This is a genomic window from Mesorhizobium sp. WSM4307, assembly GCF_007003945.1.
Classification (GTDB): domain Bacteria; phylum Pseudomonadota; class Alphaproteobacteria; order Rhizobiales; family Rhizobiaceae; genus Mesorhizobium.
This window is the reverse complement of sequence record NZ_VFTB01000011.1, coordinates 140285-157315: the sequence shown is the minus strand read 5'-3', so window position 1 is coordinate 157315 and position 17031 is coordinate 140285. Positions and strand designations below refer to the sequence as shown.

The window sequence follows — 17031 nt, the reverse complement described above, 5'->3', positions numbered from 1 at the left end:
TCTTGAACATGAAAAAACTGACCGTCATGCTTGCCACCGTTGCGGGGCTGGCAATTTCCGCCGGGAGCGCGCTGGCCGATTCGACCCTGAAGATGGTCGAAGTCATCACCAGCCCGCCGCGCACCGAATTCCTGAAAAAGCAGATCGCCGAGTTCGAGGCCGCCAATCCGGGCGTCAAGGTCGAGCTGATCTCGCTGCCCTGGGGCCAGGCCTTCGAAAAGTTCCTGACCATGGTGCAGGCCGGCGACACGCCCGACGTGGTCGAGATGCCGGAACGCTGGATGGGCCTCTATGCCAACAATGCCCAGCTCGAGGATCTCGGTCCCTACATGGCCAAATGGGATGACGCCAAGACGCTCGGCGAGCGCGCCAAGCAGTTCGGCTCGACGGTCAACAACACCCAGTTCATGATCCCGTACGGCTACTATGTGAATGCGCTGTTCTGGAACAAGAAGCTGTTCAAGCAGGCCGGCCTCGACGGCCCGCCGGCGACGCTCGACGAGTTCGTCGCCGACTCCAAGAAGATCTCCGCCATTCCGGGCAAATACGGCTACTGCCTGCGCGGCGGACCGGGCGCCTTCAACGGCATGCACATGTTCATGAACATCGCCCAGGGCAAGGGCGGATACTTCAACGAGGACGGCACCTCGACCATCAACGAGGAGGGCTCGGTCAAGGGCCTGCAGATGCTGGCCGACATGTACAAGGACGGGCTGGCGCCGAAGGATGCGGTGAGCTGGGGCTTCAACGAAACCGTCACCGGTTTCTATTCCGGCACCTGCGCCATGCTCAACCAGGATCCGGACGCGCTGCTCGGCATCGCCGACAAGATGAGCGCCGACGACTTCGCCGTGGCGCCGCTGCCGGTTGGCCCGAGCGGCAAGTCCTATCCGACGCTCGGCTATGCCGGCTGGGCGATGTTCGCGAACTCGCAGCACAAGGACGATGCCTGGAAGCTGATGGCGACGCTGCTCTCGCCCAAGGACAATCTCGAATGGGCCAAGGAAGTCGGCGTGGTGCCGATCCACAACGGCGCCGACCAGGATCCGCATTTCAAGACCGAGCAGTTCAAGGGCTGGTTCACGGAGCTCAGCGACACCTCCAAATATGAAATGGTGACGCCGCCGACGCATCTGGAAAACCTCGGCAATTTCGTCGACCAGGTGGCGATCAAGAATTTCCAGGAAGTGCTGCTTGGGCAGAAGACCGCCAAGGATGTCGCCGACCAGTGGGCCGCCTTCCTGACCAAGGAACAGCAGGACTGGCTGGCGAAGAACAAGAAGTAGTTCTTCTTCCCTTCTCCCCATTTACGGGGAGAAGGTGGCCCGAAAGGGCCGGATGAGAGGCGGCTCCAAGTTTTGAGAAGCCAGCGCCGCCCTCATCTGCCTGCCTGCATCTTCTCCCCCGTCGAACGGGTGAAGGACGCTGTTTTGCCTTCCGGCACCATCCTCCACCGTAGAGCCAAATCGATGACCTACGCCGTGTCCGAAATCCGATCCGCCAGCAAGCCGCGACGAAAGCGGCTGTCGCACGCCGCCATCGAGCCCTGGCTCTATCTCAGCCCGGCGATCATCCTGCTGGTCGTGGTGCTTTTGGTGCCGCTGGTCATCGGCATCAGCTACTCCTTCCGCAAATTCTCGGCGTTCAAGTCGGAATATGTCGGGCTTGGCCAGTATCAGGCGATGCTGTCGGACCAGGTGCTGGGCCAGGCGCTGGTCAACACGCTGTGGTGGACGGTTGCCAGCCTGTTCTTCCAATTCTTCCTCGGCCTTGGCCTGGCGCTGCTGCTCGACAAGCCGTTCCGCGGCCGCAAGGCGGTGCAGGCGCTGGTGTTCCTACCCTGGGCGGTGCCATCCTTCCTGTCGGGCCTGACCTGGGCCTGGCTGTTCAATCCGATCATCGGGCCACTGCCGCACTGGTTGTTCGCGCTTGGGCTGAAGGCGGAACCGACCAATGTGCTCTCCGATCCTGCTACGGCGATGTGGGGACCGATCGTCGCCAATGTCTGGTTCGGCATTCCGTTCTTCGCCATCACGCTGCTGGCGGCGCTGAAGTCCATTCCGTCGGAACTGCACGAGGCTGCGGCGATCGACGGCGCTTCGCCCTGGCAGCGCTTCACCAAGGTGACGCTGCCGTTCCTGGCGCCGACGATTGCCATCACGGTGATGCTGCGCACCATCTGGATCGCCACCTTCGCCGACCTGATCTTCGTCATGACCGAGGGCGGACCGGCCGGCTCGACCAACACGGTACCGGTCTACATCTATGTCAGCGCCTTCAAGTCGCTGGACAAGGGCTATGCCTCGGCGGTGGCCGTGCTGCTGCTTGTGTTGCTGATCGCCTATGCCATCGCGCTGATCGGCATACGCCGCTCCCTGGTGAGGCACGTCTGATGATCGCGGGACGCTCAACCTCACAACGGTTCTTCGGCGGCGTCGGCCTCTACGCGGCGATCGCGGCCTATGTGGTTTTCGCCTTGTTCCCCATCTACTGGACGCTGAAGATCTCGGTGACGCCGGAACGGCTGCTCTATTCCGAAGGCATCACCTTCTGGCCATCGCGCATGACGCTGCAGAACTTCGTCACCGTGCTCGAGGCCACCGATTTCCCGCGCTATTTCCTCAACAGCGTCATCGTCTCGGTGTCGACCGCGGCCTTGGTGACGATCATCGCCACGCTTGCCGGCTACGCCATGTCGCGCTTCACCTTTCGCGGCAAGGCGGCGCTGGCCTTGATGCTGCTTTTGACCCAGACGTTTCCGCTGGTCATGGTCATTCCGCCAATCTACCGCGTCATGGGGCAGATCGGCCTGATCAACAGCCTGACGGGGCTGATCATCATCTACACCGCCTTCAACACCGCTTTCGCCACCTTCCTGATGCAGTCCTTCTTCGATGGCATCCCGAAGGATCTGGAGGAAGCGGCGATGATCGACGGCTGCACCCGTGCGCAGGCGATGCGCAAGGTGATCGTGCCGCTGACACTGCCCGGCATGGGCGCGACGCTCGGCTTTGTCTTCACCGCCGCCTGGAGCGAACTCCTGTTCGCCCTGATGCTGATCTCCAGCGACGACCAGAAGACTTTCGCCGTCGGCCTGCTCACCTTCATCGGCAAGTTCGCCGTCGACTGGGGGCAGATGATGGCAGCGTCCATCCTGGCGCTGATCCCGGTCTGCATCTTCTTCGCCTTCCTGCAACGCTATCTCGTCACCGGCCTGACCGCCGGCGCCGTCAAAGGATAGATCGATGGCCTCTGTTACGCTCGAAAAAGTCCGCAAGGATTATGGCGCCGTCCGCGTCCTGCATGCGGTCGATCTTGAAATCGCCGATGGCGAGTTCGTCGTCCTGGTCGGGCCGTCCGGCTGCGGCAAGTCGACGCTTTTGCGCATGATCGCCGGACTGGAGGAGGCTTCAGGCGGCGAGATCCGTATCGGCGAGCGGCTGGTCAATGATGTGGCGCCCAAGGACCGCGACATCGCCATGGTGTTCCAGTCTTACGCGCTCTACCCGCACATGGACGTGTCGAAGAACATGGGCTTCAGCCTGCTCCTGAAGAAGGCGCAGAAGTCCATGATCGATGCAAGGGTGGATGGCGCGGCCAAGCGGCTCGGGCTCGACACATTCCTGCAACGCTTGCCACGGCAATTGTCGGGCGGCCAACGCCAGCGCGTCGCCATGGGCCGCGCCATCGTGCGCGATCCCAAGGTTTTTCTCTTCGACGAGCCGCTGTCCAACCTCGACGCCAAGCTGCGCGTGCATATGCGTGCCGAGATCAAGGCGCTGCACCAGCAGTTGAAGACCACCTCGGTCTATGTCACCCACGACCAGATCGAAGCGATGACCATGGCCGACCGGATCGTCGTCATGCATGACGGGCTGATCCAGCAGGTTGGTGCGCCGCTCGATCTCTATGACCGGCCGGCCAACATGTTCGTTGCCGGCTTCATCGGCTCACCGGGAATGAATTTCCTGCCGGCAACCGTGGAGAAGGCCGGAAAGGTGGACGCGGTGCTTTCCGATGGCCAGAAGCTGCGGCTGCCGGATGGCTTGCCGCTGAAGGACGGCGACGCGATCACCATCGGCCTGCGGCCTGAACATATAAGGCTGGCCGATGACGGCGCGCTGCAGGGTGAGGTGGTGGTGGTGGAGCCGCTCGGGCTTTCGACGCAGTTCTACGTCAAACTGGCCAACCAGCAGCTCTGCGTCTTTGCCATGGGGCGGGCCGGCGTGAGGCCCGGCGACACCGTGCGGCTGGCGGCCGATCCTGCGGCGCTGCATCTGTTCGATCCGAAAAGCGGCGATCGCATCGGCTGAAAGAGATTTCGGGCGGGGCCGAGGGAACCCAACTCGCAGCCTCAGCAGGCGCTGCGCTGCAATTGCCAGGGAGGTACACCGCTTCACCAGATTTACGAGGCTCCCTCGCTCCGAAAGGAGAAGCGGGTCTTTCATGCCCCAAGGCCCGCACCGTGCGGGCTATTTGTTGGGCTACCTCGGCGGCCGACTTTTCGGGAAAGGCACGACCGTCAGCGGCGACTTCTGAAATTCCGCAGCCGCTATTTCTTCGATCATTACATCCAGCCTGGCCCGTATGCTTTGGCTTGTTTCGTCCTCGCCGCACAGGCGGTTTTGTGCGCATTCCAACAGCTCGCGCGCCGCTGCAAAGTCGCTTTGCATCGCAACACCCACTAGCCAACCCAACGCCGCATCGTCCTCCCACTTAGTTTAGAGATTGCTAATAGAAAATCGGCAATTTAAGGAATAGCGGCTCGTGGTTTAGGCACATTGGCTACCCGACGCGTTATGCTGGCCGCTATGCCGTCCATCGCCTGTCTTAACGAAAACAATGACTTAGAAACAAAAACGCCGCCCGATGGGCGGCGTTTTTGTTTGCAAGGGCAAAACCAGATTACTTGATCTTGGTTTCCTTGAATTCGACGTGCTTCTTGGCGACCGGGTCGTACTTGCGGAACGACAGCTTGTCGGTCTTGGTACGGCTGTTCTTGCTGGTCACGTAGAAGAAACCAGTGTCGGCGGTCGACAGAAGCTTGATCTTGATGTTTGCGGCTTTGGCCATGGTATCAGTCCGTTTGTTCGTGGGGTTTTGGCCGCTGGAGCACGGGAAAACACCCGGACGCGGGAAACTTGGCGAGACACATAAAGAACGTGCCTGGAAAGTCAAGCCCGGCGGAGCTTCTCCGCCCCACTGGAACTGCCCATGGCCTCAAATCATGCGGTTTCTGTCTCCGGCGCCGCAATCTTTTTCCAGTCCCCGGTGGTGTTCCACCAGCGATTCGGATTGGCACGGTCGTCCAGCCCCTTGGAGCGGCTGGCGAGGATCGGCTGGATGCGGATCACCGGCTCCTGGTAGGAATGGGCCTGGAAAATCGCCTCGACGACACGGCTGGCCAAAGCTTGGTCATCAGGCAATTCGAAGGAAACCTCGACCGTGCCCGGGCGGCGGCGCAATTCGGTCTCGGCGCCGGCTGCGGCCCCCTCAAGCGGCCTGTAGCGCTCGATGCCGTGCGCCGACTGATAGGCGTTGCGGTCATATTTGCCCATCGCCAGCGGGGCGATCGCAACCACCGCGCCCATGATGCGGTCGACATCCGCCGCCGGGGCCTGGAAGGTCACGAGCAGCAGAAGCGTCATTCTCAGGGATGTGGTTTCAAAGCCGCTGTCGATCATGGGAGTGTCCTCAACTTCCGATGTTTGGGGACACTCTTTTACCGCGCTGCTGCTGACATGGTTCTGTCAGCAGCCTGCCGCGTACGCGAACAGAATCGCTGTCCCGGTCGCGCTACAAAAGGATCTTGCGCACCAGCCTGAAGCAGACCAGGGCGATATAGGCGCCGAAGAACAGGCCGAGCGACCAGCCGAAGCCGGAAGGCCCGAAGCTGTCCATGCCGATGCCGATCGCCTGCGGACCAAGCACCATGCCGACGCCGTAGCACAGCACGAAGGCCGCGTTGGCCGACGCCAGTTCGTGGCCGGAGAGCTGCGAACCGAGATGGGCGAGGCCGATCGTGTACATGGCCGCGACGACACCGCCCCAGACGAACAGAAGCGCTGCCATCAAGTGCCAGTTCGCGGCAAAGAAGGGCATGAACAGCGTACCGGCGAGGCCAACCGTGGCGCAGGCGAGCAGCAGATGGCGCCGGTCCGAAACGCGGTCGCTGATCATGCCGATCGGAATCTGCAGGAGCACATTGCCCAGCCCGATCATGGTCAGCAGCAATGCGGCGTCGGCTTCGGAATAGCCGATGCGGTTGCCATAGACCGGGAACAGCGCGAAGCCGCCGGTTTCGACCGCGCCGAATACCAGCACGGCAAAAGTCGCGGTCGGCACCAGCCAGACGTAGCGCAGGAAATTGCTGGTTTCGCCATCGGCCACGATGGAGGGGCTTTCGTTGCGCGCGGCCAGCACCGGTACGGCGGCCAGCGTCACCAATGCAATGATTACGCCGAACGGCCTGAAGCCGGAGCTGCCGAGATGCGCGAACAGCCAGGGGCCGGCGGCAAACCCGAGCGACAGGACGGTGGCGTAGATGCCAAGGACAAGGCCGCGCCGGTGCGGCGGCGCCGACGTGCTGATCCAGAATTCCGACAGGATGAACAGCACCGTCAACGCGACATGCAGCACGATGCGCAGCGGGAACCACATCCAGAAATTGGGTGCGAAATGGAAGCCGACGAAGGCCAGCGCGCCGGTGGCGATCATGGCGATCATGGTCCAGGCGACGCCAAAGCGCATGGCGAGCGGCGTCGCCAGCGGCGCACCGGCGATCGAGGCCAGGCCGGCGACGGCGGTGTTGAGGCCGATCATCGAAGCCGAGTGGCCGCGCGTTTCGAGGATGACGCTGAGCAGTGGCATGCCGAGGCCAATGGCGATGCCGACGACGCTGATCGACGAGATCGCCGCCACCATCGGCAGCCAGTGTACGCGTTCGTCGCCCTTTGGTTGGGTATCGACCGTCATGGGATGCTGAATACTCTGTCTCGTTGATCTTGCGCAATTCCGGGCGGAAAACCGCGTCACCCTCTTCCCGGAATTGCTCTACAAAAGTTCGCGGGTGAAGCTGTTGCGGACAAGCCGGTAGAAGGGCACGGGGCCGCCCGGACGCAGCAGCGGATCTTGGGCGAGGCGTTTTTCCAACTCGTCCAGGATCATTCGGGTGATGTCGGGTATGTCGGCTTCCCTGGCCTTGGCAAGCGGCAGCCAGACCAGTTCCTCGAGTTCATTGGTCGGGCCGCCGCCCGGCAGTTCAACGGCGACGTCGCTGCGCCAGGCGCTGAAGAAACGCGTGTCGAAGCGGCGCACCCGGTTGGGCGGAGTGATGGCGCGCGCGATGAAGCGCAGCGTTTCGAGCGAAGGCTTTACGCCGTGTTCGACAAAACCTTGCCAGTCACGCTTGTCGGTGGCAAAGGCGGCCCTCTCGCCGATGAGCAGACCGGCTTCCTCATAGGTCTCGCGAATTGCCGACAGAGCGACAGCGCGGGCCCGCGCGGCACTGGTGCGGCCGGGACCCGCACGCAGCTTCGCTTCCTCGTCGCGATGCAATGCCGTGGCCGTCGCGATGCGGCTGTCGGCCGGGTCGGTACGGCCACCGGGAAACACGAATTTTCCGGGCATGAAGGCGTGGCCGGCGTGACGGCGCCCCATCAGCACCAGCACCTCATCGCCCTCGCGGTCGAGAAGAATCAGCGTCGCGGCGTCACGCGGACGCAGGGGCCGGCCGCCATGTGCGGCAAGACCCTTGTCGAGCTTGTCGACATCCGCCTTGGTCATTGCTTCCATGCGCAGGGACCTAGCGGAAACTTCTTGCATGCGAAAGTGGCCTTAGCGATTGGCGTGTTGCGCCAGCGGCGCATCAGGCGCCGTGGGGGGAGCCCGCCCCATCCTTTTCGCCACCGAATCCGTGCATATAGAACGCCCATTGCAGTCCGATGACGGCGCCTTTGACAGGCTGCAGCAGCGCAACCGACAAGATGATGGTCAACGGCACCCAGATGAGGATGTGCTGCCAGGTGGACAGCGTCGATGCCGCTTCGACGCCCATGAAGGCGCCGAGAACGATGTGGCCGACGATGACGATGACCAGATAGGCCGGCAGGTCGTCGGCGCGATGGTGATGGATTTCCTCGCCACAGACGCTGCAGGTCTCGACAGTCTTGGTGAAGCCGCGAAACAGCTTGCCTTCGCCGCAGTTCGGGCAGCGGCCCAAAAGGCCGCGCTTCATCGCCGTCCACAAGGGGCGGGCGACCCGACCCGTGTGATGTTCGCCGCCGAAAACCTGTTCTTGTATCCCTAATTCCTCTGGCATCATCGTCTCCTGCCGCGCGAACCCGGTCGCGATTGCGACGCACGGGCGCGGCCCTTAGCCTTGTGAAACGACCTGGTAGAGCCTGGCAGGGGCTTCGGGTCGGTCAGCATCTCGAAGCGCATGGCGCCGGCCATCGGTGCCACCTCGACGAGCCGGACCTCGACATGGTCCGCGAGCTGGTAGCCTTTGCCTGAGCGTTCTCCGAAGAGCGAGCGAGCCGTTTCGTCGTATATATAGTAATCGCCGCCCAGAGTTGACACGGGGATGAAGCCATCGGCACCATATTGCGGCAATTGGACAAATAGTCCTGATTTGGTGACGCCGGAGATTCGGGCGTCGAACCGGTCGTCGATGCGCTCGGCGAGATAGGCTGCAATCAGCCGGTCGACCGTGTCGCGCTCGGCCGCCATGGCACGCCGTTCCGTGCCGGAGATCAGGATCGCAACGTCTTCGAGCCGGGCTGCTTCGTCCTGCGTCAGTCCTCCCTGACCGAGGCCGAGTGCGGCAATAAGCCCACGATGCACGATCAAATCGGCATAGCGGCGGATGGGCGAGGTGAAATGCGCGTAGCGCCTGAGGTTGAGGCCGAAATGGCCGATATTCCCGGGCGAATATTCAGCCTGGCTCTGCGAGCGCAGCACCACTTCGTTGACCAGTGCCTCATTGTCGGCGCCGCGCACGCGCTCGAGAATGCCGTTGAACTGGCTGGGTCGCATCTGCGCGCCGCGCGCCAGCGACAGGCCGAGCGTCTGCAGGAATTCGCGCAGCGATTCCTGTTTGGCGAGCGACGGCGCGTCGTGCACGCGGTAGACCAGCGCCTGCTTCTTCGCCTCCAGCGTCTCGGCGGCGGCGACATTGGCCTGGATCATGAATTCTTCAATGAGCTTATGGGCATCGAGGCGTTCCGGCACGATGACACGGTCGACCGTGCCATCCGGCTTGAGCATGATCTTGCGCTCCGGCAGGTCGAGTTCGAGCGGCTGGCGGCCGGCGCGACCGCGCTTGAGGATCGCATAGGCATCCCAGAGCGGCTTGAGCACCGTGTCGAGGATCGGACCAGTCTTGTCGTCGGGCACGCCGTCGATCGCCGCCTGCGCCTGCGGATAGGCGAGCTTCGCCGCCGATTTCATCATCACGCGGTGGAAAGAGTGCCGGATCTTGTGGCCATCGGCGGAGAAGGTCATGCGCACGGCGAGGGCCGGGCGATCCTGGCCCTCGCGCAGCGAACAGAGATCATTGGAAATACGCTCGGGCAGCATCGGCACGACGCGATCCGGAAAATAGACCGAATTGCCGCGCTTCAAGGCTTCGCGGTCCAGCGCGGTGCCGTAGCGGACATAGGCGGCAACATCGGCGATCGCCACCGTGGCGATCACGCCGCCAGGGTTCTTTTCGTCGAGATCAGGCGTCGCAAAGACAGCGTCGTCATGGTCCTTGGCGTCGGCCGGATCGATGGTGACGAGCGGCAGGTCGCGCCAGTCCTCGCGGTGGTCAAGCGTCGCCGGCTTGACGGCTTCGGATTCGGCGATGACGTCAGCCGGAAAGATGTGCGGGATGTCGTGGGCGTGGATGGCGATCATCGAGACCGCTTTTTCGCTGGTCAGCGAGCCCAGCACATTGAGCACCTTGGCTCTCGGTAGCCCGTAGCGGGAAGCCCGCGCGGGCTCGACCTCGACGAGGTCGCCATTCTTGGCGCCGTTCTGGAATTCCTTGTCGACGATCAGTTCCGGCTGGCGCCTTTCCACCGGTTCGATGCGGAAGGTGCCGTCCTTAAGCACGCGGAAGACGCCGAGGACGGCATCGGTGCGCTTTTCGAAAATCTTCATTACCCGGCCGGTATAGGCGGGGCCTGACGGATCATCGGTCGGGAAGGTCTTGGCCAGGACGCGGTCTCCAATGCCCGGCGCCGGACCGTTGCCGCTACGCGAAACGCGGATCGAGACGACAGGTGGCTCGCCGGTGCCAACGGACTCCGCCGGATGCGCCAGCAAAATGCCGTCGCCGTCACGGCCAAAAATGTCGAGCACGGCGACATGGGGCAGGGCGCCGACGCGGGCCAGCCGCTTGCGCTCCTTGGTGAGCACGCCTTCATCCTGCAGGTCGCGCAAAATATCTTTCAGCCAGATGCGGTCGTCACCACGCAGCGCGAAGGCCTTGGCGATGTCGCGCTTTCCGGCACGGTCGGGATTTTCGGCGATATAGCGCAGGATTTCGTCGCGCGAGGGCCGGTAGTCGTCCTTGACCTTGGCCCTGGTGTCGGCGGTGCGCGGATCGCCGTGGCTCCGTCCGGTGATCCTGCGCGCCACGCCGTCCTACCCTTTTTTCTTCGCTGCCGGCTTCTTGGCCGCGGTCTTCTTGGCTGCCGGCGCTTTGGCCGCGGCAGCCTTGCGGAACGGCTTCTTGCCACCGCCCTTGGCTTCCTTCTCGGCGATCAGCGCCAGCGCATCCTCGATGGTCACCGATTGCGGATCCTTGCCCTTTGGCAGCGTGGCATTGACCTTGCCGAAATTGACGTAAGGCCCGTATTTGCCGTCGCGCACGACGATCTTGCCGCCGCCATCCGGATGGTCGCCAAGCTCCTTCAGGGCCGCCGGCGTGCCGCCATTGCGGCCGCCCTTGCCCTTCGACTGCTTCTCGGCAATCACCGTGACGGCGCGGTTGAGGCCGATCGAGAAGACATCCTCGATGCTGTCGAGATTGGCGTAGGTGCCATCATGCAGCACGAACGGGCCGTAGCGGCCGAGCCCGGCCGAGATCATCTTGGACGTCTCGGGATGCTTGCCGATATCGCGCGGCAGCGCCAGCAACGCCAATGCTTTCTCATGGTCGATGGTCTCGGGCGTCCAACCCTTGGGCAGGCTCGAGCGCTTGGCTTCCTTGCCGTCGCCGCGCTGGAGGTAAGGACCGAAGCGGCCCGAGCGCAGGGTGATTTCCTCCGCCGTGTAGGGGTCCTTGCCGAGCACCTTGATGCCGTCCTCGCCGCCGCCATTCTCGCCATTCGGATTGGCGGCGTCGCCGAGCTGGCGGGTGAAGGAACATTCGGGATAGTTCGAGCAGCCGACAAAGGCGCCGAACTTGCCGAGCTTCAGCGAGAGGTTGCCGGTGCCGCATTTCGGGCAGATGCGCGGGTTGGAGCCGTCTTCGCGCACCGGGAAGACCAGCGGCGCCAGTTCCTCGTTCAGCGCATCGAGGACGTCGGTGACACGCAGCTCCTTGATGTCGGCGACCGCGCCCGAAAAATCCTTCCAGAAATCGCGCAGCACGTCCTTCCAGGCGAGCTTGCCGTCGGAAATCTCGTCGAGCTTTTCCTCCAGCGATGCGGTGAAGTCATATTCGACATAGCGCTCGAAGAAGCTTTCGAGGAAAGCTGACAATAGACGGCCCTTGGCCTGCGGCACCAGCCGGCGCTTGTCGATCGTGACATAGTCGCGGTCCTCAAGCGTCTTCAGGATTGCCGTATAGGTCGAAGGCCGGCCGATGCCGAGCTCTTCCAGCTTCTTGATCAGCGTGGCTTCGGAATAGCGCGGCGGCGGCTCGGTCGTGTGCTGGGTGGCGTTGATTGCCTGGCGGGCAAGCTGCTCGCCGGCGCGGATTTCCGGCAGACGGCGGCTTTCCTCGTCCTCCGCGTCATCGTCCTTCTGATCGGTGTAGGCGGCGATGAAGCCGTCGAAGCGAACGACCGAACCGACCGCGCGAAGCTCGGCGCTGCGGGCGCCGTTGACCGCCTCTATCTCGACCGTGGTGCGCTCGATCTCGGCCGGCTGCATCTGGCTGGCGATGGCGCGCTTCCAGATCAGTTCATAAAGCCGCATCTGGTCGGAATCGAGATATTGCCGAACCGAGGCCGGGGTGCGCATGAAATCCGTCGGGCGGATCGCTTCGTGCGCTTCCTGGGCATTCTTGGCCTTGGTCGTGTAGAAACGCGGCTTTTCCGGCAGGTATTTCGGGCCGAATTCCTTGGCGATGGCCTCACGGGCAGCGTCGATCGCCTCGGGCGCCATCTGGACGCCGTCGGTTCGCATGTAGGTGATCAGGCCGGCGGTCTCGCCGCCGATCTCCATGCCTTCATAGAGCCGTTGCGCCACCTGCATGGTGCGGGTGGCGGAGAAACCGAGGCCCGATGAAGCGGCCTGCTGCAGCGTCGAGGTGGTGAAGGGCGGGCCTGGATTACGCTTGGTCGGCTTGGCTTCCACCGACAATGCCTTGAAGGTCGCGCCCTCGAGCATTGCCTTGATGTCGTCGGCCTGCGCCTTGTTGGCAATGTCGAGCTTTTGCAGCTTCTTGCGCTCGAAGGCGGTCAGCCGCGCCTCGAAAGTCTCGTTGCGTGGCGTGCCGAGGATGGCGGCGATCTGCCAATATTCCTCGCGGATGAAGCGTTCGATCTCGGATTCACGGTCGCAGACCAGGCGCAGCGCCACGGACTGGACGCGGCCGGCCGAGCGGGCGCCGGGCAATTTGCGCCACAGCACCGGCGACAGCGTGAAGCCGACGAGATAGTCCAGCGCCCGGCGGGCAAGATAGGCATCGACCAGCGGCGCGTCGATCTGGCGCGGATTGGCCATGGCCTCCAGCACCGACGATTTGGTGATGGCGTTGAAGACGACGCGGCTGACCGGCTTGTCCTTCAGCGCACGCTTCTGCCTCAGAACTTCCAGCACATGCCAGGAAATGGCCTCGCCTTCGCGATCCGGGTCGGTGGCGAGGATCAGGCCGTCGGCATCCTTGACCGCCTTGGCGATGTCGGCGAGCCGCTTGCCCGAGGCGGTGTCGACCGCCCAGGACATGGCGAAGTCTTCATCCGGGCGCACCGAGCCGTCCTTGGCCGGCAAATCGCGGACATGGCCGAACGAGGCCAGAACCTTGTAGTTCTTGCCGAGGTATTTGTTGATTGTCTTCGCCTTGGCCGGCGATTCGACGACGACGACGTCCATGAGGTCTCATATCAGCTGTGATGCGGCAGAAGAATTCCGCTGCGCGCGACGAAATCTCGTTCTATTTGCCGCTCACATGGCCGCGCTTTTGCATCCGGTCAAGGGGAAGCGCCCAAATTGCGGGGCTGTTCGCAGCAATACACTCTTAGAGTGTATGGAGAAAATCACAGATTTTGGCTGGGAGGGATGACGTCGCTTGCTCGGGGCGAACGGCCCGATTCATTTTGCGTCGAGTCGCGGCGAAGGCGGCTTGCGTACGATGCCGGGACGACGAGGGGAAAGGCCGCCTGACGCTGGCCGCCGGCCCGCATGGAGGATGCCCGGCGACCAGCCTTGTCCCGCCGTCAGGCGGGCGATTGTATCGAGGATCAATCGGCTTTCAGCATGTGCCAGACGCCGGCGACACCGTCACCGTTCACATCGCCGGCCTTCTTGTCCTTGATGAAGGTGTAGACCGGCTTGCCGTCATAGGCCCACATCTTGGTGCCGTCGGTGCGGTCGATGACGCTCCATTCGTCGTCCGCCTTGGCGCCGGCCGCGGCCTTCAGCGCCGGCCAGTTGGCGGCGCATTTGTCGTAGCAATTGGTCTTGCCCTTCTCATCCTTGTCATAGGTATAGAGCGTCATGCCCTTGGCGTCGGTGTAGATCTTGGTGCCGTTGACCTCGGCTTTCTTCCACGCGTCGGCGGCGAAGGATGCGGCGGTGCTGAGAAGCAGCGCGGCCAGCCCTATGGTCATGGAAATCTCCCTGGCTGATATTGGAGAGGCGCGGGAAATCGCGGCCTCTTTGATATCAACGTCCCATGCCGCCGCTTTCGTCCCCCATGTCGGTATGCCGCTGACGTTCCACATAATGGTGATTGGCAGACAGGCCTGGCCGTCGCTATATCCGGCCGGGAGCAGTTGGAGTTTTGGAATGGCATTGGACATCGGCTATGTCAGCGCCGTCGGGGCGGGAGCCATCTCGTTCCTGTCGCCTTGCGTGCTGCCGCTGGTGCCGCCCTATCTCTGCTACATGGCAGGCGTGTCGGTCGACGATTTTCGCGGCGATGCGGGCGTGACAGCCCGCGAAGGCACGCGCGGCGCGCTGCTCTATTCCTCGATCGCCTTCGTGCTCGGCTTCTCGACGGTGTTCGTCGCGCTCGGCGCCGGCGCCTCGACCATCGGCCGGTTGCTGCGCGTCTGGCAGGAGCCGCTGGCGATGGGCGCCGGCGTGCTGATCATCCTGATGGGCCTGAATTTTCTCGGCATACTGCGTATTCCGCTTCTGTCGCGCGAGGCGCGCTTCCAGTCGCAAGGCAAGCCGGCCAACGCTATCGCCGCCTATGTCATGGGGCTCGCCTTCGCCTTCGGCTGGACGCCCTGTATCGGCCCGGTGCTGGGGCCGATCCTGACGCTGGCCGGCGGCCGCGAAACCGTAGGCGAGGGCGCGCTGCTGCTCGCCGCCTATTCGCTAGGGCTGGGCATCCCCTTCCTGATCGCCGCGCTGTTTTCCGGCGCCTTCATGCGCTTCCTCGGCAGATTCCGCGTCCATCTCGGCCGCGTCGAAAAGGCGATCGGCGCGTTGCTGGTGGTCGCCGGCGTGTTCTTCCTCACCGGCGGTGTGCAGACGGTATCTTACTGGTTGCTGGAGAATTTTCCGGTGCTGGGGCAGCTGGGCTGACCCGGCCAATCTGGAACGATGCCTGAGAGCCAGCGTTAGCCGGCCGTGTTCAACAGCTGTGCCGAGACGAAAATGGTAGCCAAGGCAGACGTGCAAAAATTCTTCAGAGCCTATGAGAAGATCTACAATGACGCGATAGCCGGAAACGCTGACATGAACGATGTTGGCAAGATGTATTCAACCGGTTTTGTCTCCGTGACCCCGGCAGCGGTGATGGTCGGCGAGAACGGCCAGCAGTTGAAAGACATCATGAAAAAGGGTTTTGAGGCCTATCGTGCCATCGGCAGCAAGAGGATGACCTGTACCGATGTTTCGGTGACATCCATCGATCAGGACCATTGCGTGGCCAAGGTGCAATGGTCGGGCGACTATGAGCGAAAGGATGGGAGCGCTTTGACTATCGATTTCAAGGTCGATTATCTCGTCGAAAGACGCGACGGTCGTCTGAAGGTATTTGGCTGGATCGCCGGCGATGAACAGGCTGAGTACAGGAAGCACGGCCTGATGTAGATGCAAACCCGCTGATCAAGAGTCAGCTGCTCCGCCATCTCACCGGAATTTAACCGCATTGGTGCAGCATGGCGCCACTGCTATCTTGTCTTGATTCCCAACCCTTTTCACACGGTTGCCCATCCATGAGCCAGAGATCCTGCCTGTCCGTCATTCTCGCCGCCGGCGAAGGCACGCGCATGAAGAGCGCGCTGCCGAAGGTGCTGCACCAGATCGCGGGCCTGCCGATGGTCGCTCATGTGGTGAAGGCGGCCGACGCCGCCGGCGCCAGCAGCGATGCGATCGTCATCGGCCATGGTGCGGACGAGATGCGCAAGGCGGTGGCGAAGTTCTCGCCCAAGGCCGAGACCTTCGTGCAGGAAAAACGCTTGGGTACCGCGCATGCTGTTCTTGCCGCACGTGAAGCGATATCAAGGGGTTATGACGACATCCTGGTGATGTTCGGCGACACGCCGCTGATTGATGCGGAAGCCCTGAACCTGGCTCGGCTGAAGCTCGCCGAAGGCGCGGCGGTCGCGGTGATCGGCTTCCGGACGCCCAATCCAAACGGCTATGGCCGGCTGGTCGAAAAAGGCGGCAAGCTGATTGCCATCCGCGAGGAAAAGGACTGTTCCGAGGCGGAGAAGAAGATCGGTTTCTGCAATGCCGGCATGATGGCGGTGGCCGGCGCCCATGCGCTGAAGCTGCTCGACGCGGTCGGCAACAAGAATGCCAAGGGCGAATATTATCTCACCGACATTGTCGAGATCGCGGGTGCGCAGGGCCTTGATGTCGTCGCCACCGAGGCCAGCTTCGAGAATGCGCTCGGCATCAACAACCGCGCCGAACTGGCCCAGGCCGAAGGCATCTGGCAGGCACGCCGCCGCCAGGAAGCGATGCTGTCGGGCGTGACGCTGATCGCGCCGGAGACCGTGTATTTCTCGCACGACACCGAGATCGGCGCCGACACCATCGTCGAGCCGAATGTCTGGTTCGGCCCGGGCGTGACGATCGCCGGCGGCGCCAAGATTCATGCCTTCAGCCATATTGAAGGCGCAACCATCGCCGCGAACTGCGATGTCGGGCCGTTCGCGCGGTTGCGGCCGGGGGCCGATCTTCGCAACAAGGCAAAGGTCGGCAATTTCTGCGAGGTCAAGCAGGCTGTCATCGAGGAGGGCGCCAAGGTCAACCATTTGACCTACATCGGTGATGCCCGTGTCGGCGCGGGGGCCAATATCGGCGCCGGCACCATCACCTGCAATTATGACGGCTATTCAAAATTCTTCACCGACATCGGCGAGGGCGCCTTCGTCGGTTCGAACTCCTCGCTGGTGGCGCCCGTATCGATCGGCAAGGGTGGCTACATCGCCTCCGGCAGCGTGATCACCGAAAGCGTGCCAGACGATGCGCTGGCCTTCGGCCGCGCCCGCCAGAAGACGATCCCCGGAAAGGGCAAAGAATTGCGCGAGCGCTTTGCCTCGGCCGCGGCGGCGAAGAAGAAAGCGGCTGGCGCCGATCACTAGCGGTCAGCCAGCGGGTTTACTTCCCGCCGAAGCAATCGAAAAACCGACCAATTGCAGTAACCGGATTGCAACAGCGGTCTGTCATGGTGCATGGGTGCACAACCGT

The 17031-nt window shown here is 62.8% G+C and carries 15 protein-coding genes; 7 read left to right on the top strand and 8 right to left on the bottom strand.

The annotated features are described in order from the left end of the window. Positions 1–8 precede the first annotated feature (8 nt). From FJV83_RS26265 to ugpC, 4 genes are all read left to right on the top strand, one after another. On the top strand, positions 9–1286 hold the full coding sequence (locus tag FJV83_RS26265; RefSeq protein ID WP_095773080.1) for a sugar ABC transporter substrate-binding protein: 1278 nt from the start codon (positions 9–11) through the stop codon (positions 1284–1286). Positions 1287–1469: 183 nt separating this feature from the next. Further along, positions 1470–2393, top strand: coding sequence for a sugar ABC transporter permease (locus tag FJV83_RS26260; RefSeq protein WP_095772763.1), 924 nt, complete (start codon positions 1470–1472; stop codon positions 2391–2393). Next, the gene (locus tag FJV83_RS26255) at positions 2393–3241 is read left to right on the top strand and encodes a carbohydrate ABC transporter permease (protein WP_095772762.1); all 849 of its coding nucleotides are present in this window, start codon (positions 2393–2395) and stop codon (positions 3239–3241) included. Before FJV83_RS26260 ends, FJV83_RS26255 begins: the two co-directional genes overlap by 1 nt. Positions 3242–3245: 4 nt before the next feature. Beyond that, complete coding sequence (ugpC, locus tag FJV83_RS26250; protein ID WP_095772761.1) at positions 3246–4313, top strand: sn-glycerol-3-phosphate ABC transporter ATP-binding protein UgpC; 1068 nt, start codon at positions 3246–3248, stop codon at positions 4311–4313. Positions 4314–4905: 592 nt separating this feature from the next. Here the strand turns inward: ugpC and rpmG are convergent. The 8 genes from rpmG to FJV83_RS26205 all read right to left on the bottom strand — a co-directional run bounded on the left by rpmG (position 4906) and on the right by FJV83_RS26205 (position 13988). After that, a complete protein-coding gene (rpmG, locus tag FJV83_RS26240; protein ID WP_006201775.1) occupies positions 4906–5073 on the bottom strand; it encodes a 50S ribosomal protein L33 in 168 nt (55 codons plus the stop codon). 152 nt (positions 5074–5225) lie between these two features. After that, the gene (locus tag FJV83_RS26235) at positions 5226–5684 is read right to left on the bottom strand and encodes a hypothetical protein (RefSeq protein WP_095790088.1); all 459 of its coding nucleotides are present in this window, start codon (positions 5682–5684) and stop codon (positions 5226–5228) included. Between the two features lie 112 nt (positions 5685–5796). Next, entirely contained in the window at positions 5797–6975 is a 1179-nt protein-coding gene (locus tag FJV83_RS26230) for an MFS transporter (protein ID WP_142886264.1), read from the bottom strand. Between the two features lie 78 nt (positions 6976–7053). After that, positions 7054–7794, bottom strand: a complete 741-nt coding sequence (locus FJV83_RS26225; protein ID WP_095772757.1) for an NUDIX hydrolase — start codon at positions 7792–7794, stop codon at positions 7054–7056. A 73-nt stretch (positions 7795–7867) separates the two neighbouring features. After that, positions 7868–8320 carry a DUF983 domain-containing protein gene (locus tag FJV83_RS26220; protein WP_095773079.1) on the bottom strand — a complete coding sequence of 151 codons (453 nt, stop codon included), beginning with the start codon at positions 8318–8320 and terminating at the stop codon, positions 7868–7870. Beyond that, the gene (gene rnr / locus FJV83_RS26215) at positions 8320–10626 is read right to left on the bottom strand and encodes a ribonuclease R (RefSeq protein WP_142886263.1); all 2307 of its coding nucleotides are present in this window, start codon (positions 10624–10626) and stop codon (positions 8320–8322) included. Before rnr ends, FJV83_RS26220 begins: the two co-directional genes overlap by 1 nt. A 6-nt stretch (positions 10627–10632) precedes the next feature. Beyond that, complete coding sequence (gene topA / locus FJV83_RS26210) at positions 10633–13251, bottom strand: type I DNA topoisomerase (RefSeq protein WP_142886262.1); 2619 nt, start codon at positions 13249–13251, stop codon at positions 10633–10635. 368 nt (positions 13252–13619) lie between these two features. After that, the gene (locus FJV83_RS26205) at positions 13620–13988 is read right to left on the bottom strand and encodes a hypothetical protein (RefSeq protein WP_142886261.1); all 369 of its coding nucleotides are present in this window, start codon (positions 13986–13988) and stop codon (positions 13620–13622) included. A 178-nt stretch (positions 13989–14166) separates the two neighbouring features. Between FJV83_RS26205 and FJV83_RS26200 the strand changes: the two genes are divergently transcribed. From FJV83_RS26200 to glmU, 3 genes are all read left to right on the top strand, one after another. Further along, complete coding sequence (locus FJV83_RS26200; RefSeq protein ID WP_142886260.1) at positions 14167–14913, top strand: cytochrome c biogenesis CcdA family protein; 747 nt, start codon at positions 14167–14169, stop codon at positions 14911–14913. A 72-nt stretch (positions 14914–14985) separates the two neighbouring features. Continuing rightward, positions 14986–15423 (top strand): nuclear transport factor 2 family protein, encoded by a 438-nt coding sequence (locus FJV83_RS26195; protein ID WP_142886259.1) that lies wholly within the window; start codon positions 14986–14988, stop codon positions 15421–15423. A gap of 125 nt (positions 15424–15548) precedes the next feature. After that, positions 15549–16925 carry a bifunctional UDP-N-acetylglucosamine diphosphorylase/glucosamine-1-phosphate N-acetyltransferase GlmU gene (glmU, locus tag FJV83_RS26190; RefSeq protein ID WP_142886258.1) on the top strand — a complete coding sequence of 459 codons (1377 nt, stop codon included), beginning with the start codon at positions 15549–15551 and terminating at the stop codon, positions 16923–16925. The last annotated feature ends 106 nt before the right edge of the window (positions 16926–17031 follow it).